The organism is Tatumella sp. JGM94, from assembly GCF_018257595.1.
In the GTDB taxonomy this organism is placed as follows: domain Bacteria; phylum Pseudomonadota; class Gammaproteobacteria; order Enterobacterales; family Enterobacteriaceae; genus Tatumella; species Tatumella punctata.
Genome location: NZ_JAERJN010000043.1, coordinates 266 through 1,085 on the forward strand (window position 1 = coordinate 266; position 820 = coordinate 1,085).

Sequence of the window (820 nt, forward strand, 5' to 3'; positions counted from 1 at the left end):
CAGGGTAATTCCATCACTACTCTGCAAAACAGCCTGACACAGACTAATAAGAATGTGGCGACGAAGGCAGATGCTTCAGCACTCAGTGCATTGAGCAACACCGTCAGCCAGCAGGGGAGCACACTCTCATCACAGGGCGCTGCCATTACCAGCCTTACCGGCCAGTTAACTTATGGATCAAACTTGGTCCCTAACCCGCAGATGCAGAATAATGCCGCAGGCTGGGGATATACCTCCCGGGGGACGGACGGGGCAAGAAATTACGTTCAGGCTAACTCAACATATGCGCCAAACTCAGCGTCTTTTCCTGTTATAGAAGGTCAGGTGTTGATTGTTAATGCTGATCTCTGGGTTGATGCTGTGTCTTCCATTTCAATAAGGATAAGGTTTGATGGTCCGAACCTTAGCAACGCGGCTTACAGTGTGTTCACTCAGTCATCTCCGGCAGCGGCCACATGGTTTCAGGGGACCGGAAAGATAACTGTGCCAGCCGGTGCTGACACTGCTCAGGTTCAGGTAATGCACTCCTCTGGAAATGCAAGGTTATCAAATCCGCTCGTCTATGTTCAGACAGCAAGCGCTGATGCATTGCAATCCCTGGGGAACAAAGTNNGACTAACACGGTGAAAAGTCAGGGTGACAAGATAACGTCGCAGGGTGATGCGATCACCAGCCTGCAAAATAACCTCGCGCAGACCAATAAGACCGTGGCTACAAAGGCGGATGCCTCAGCACTGAGTAACCTGAGTAATACCGTTACTCAGCAAGGAAACTCATTAACCACGCAAAGCAACGCTATCACCAGCCTGAATAACAGCCT

1 protein-coding gene is annotated in these 820 nt (G+C 50.5%); it reads left to right on the top strand.

Translation table 11 applies throughout. The annotated features are described in order from the left end of the window. Nucleotides 1–623: 623 nt before the first annotated feature. Nucleotides 624–820 (top strand): hypothetical protein (locus JK216_RS16960; protein WP_212715400.1); only part of this gene is annotated, 197 nt, incomplete at its 3' end.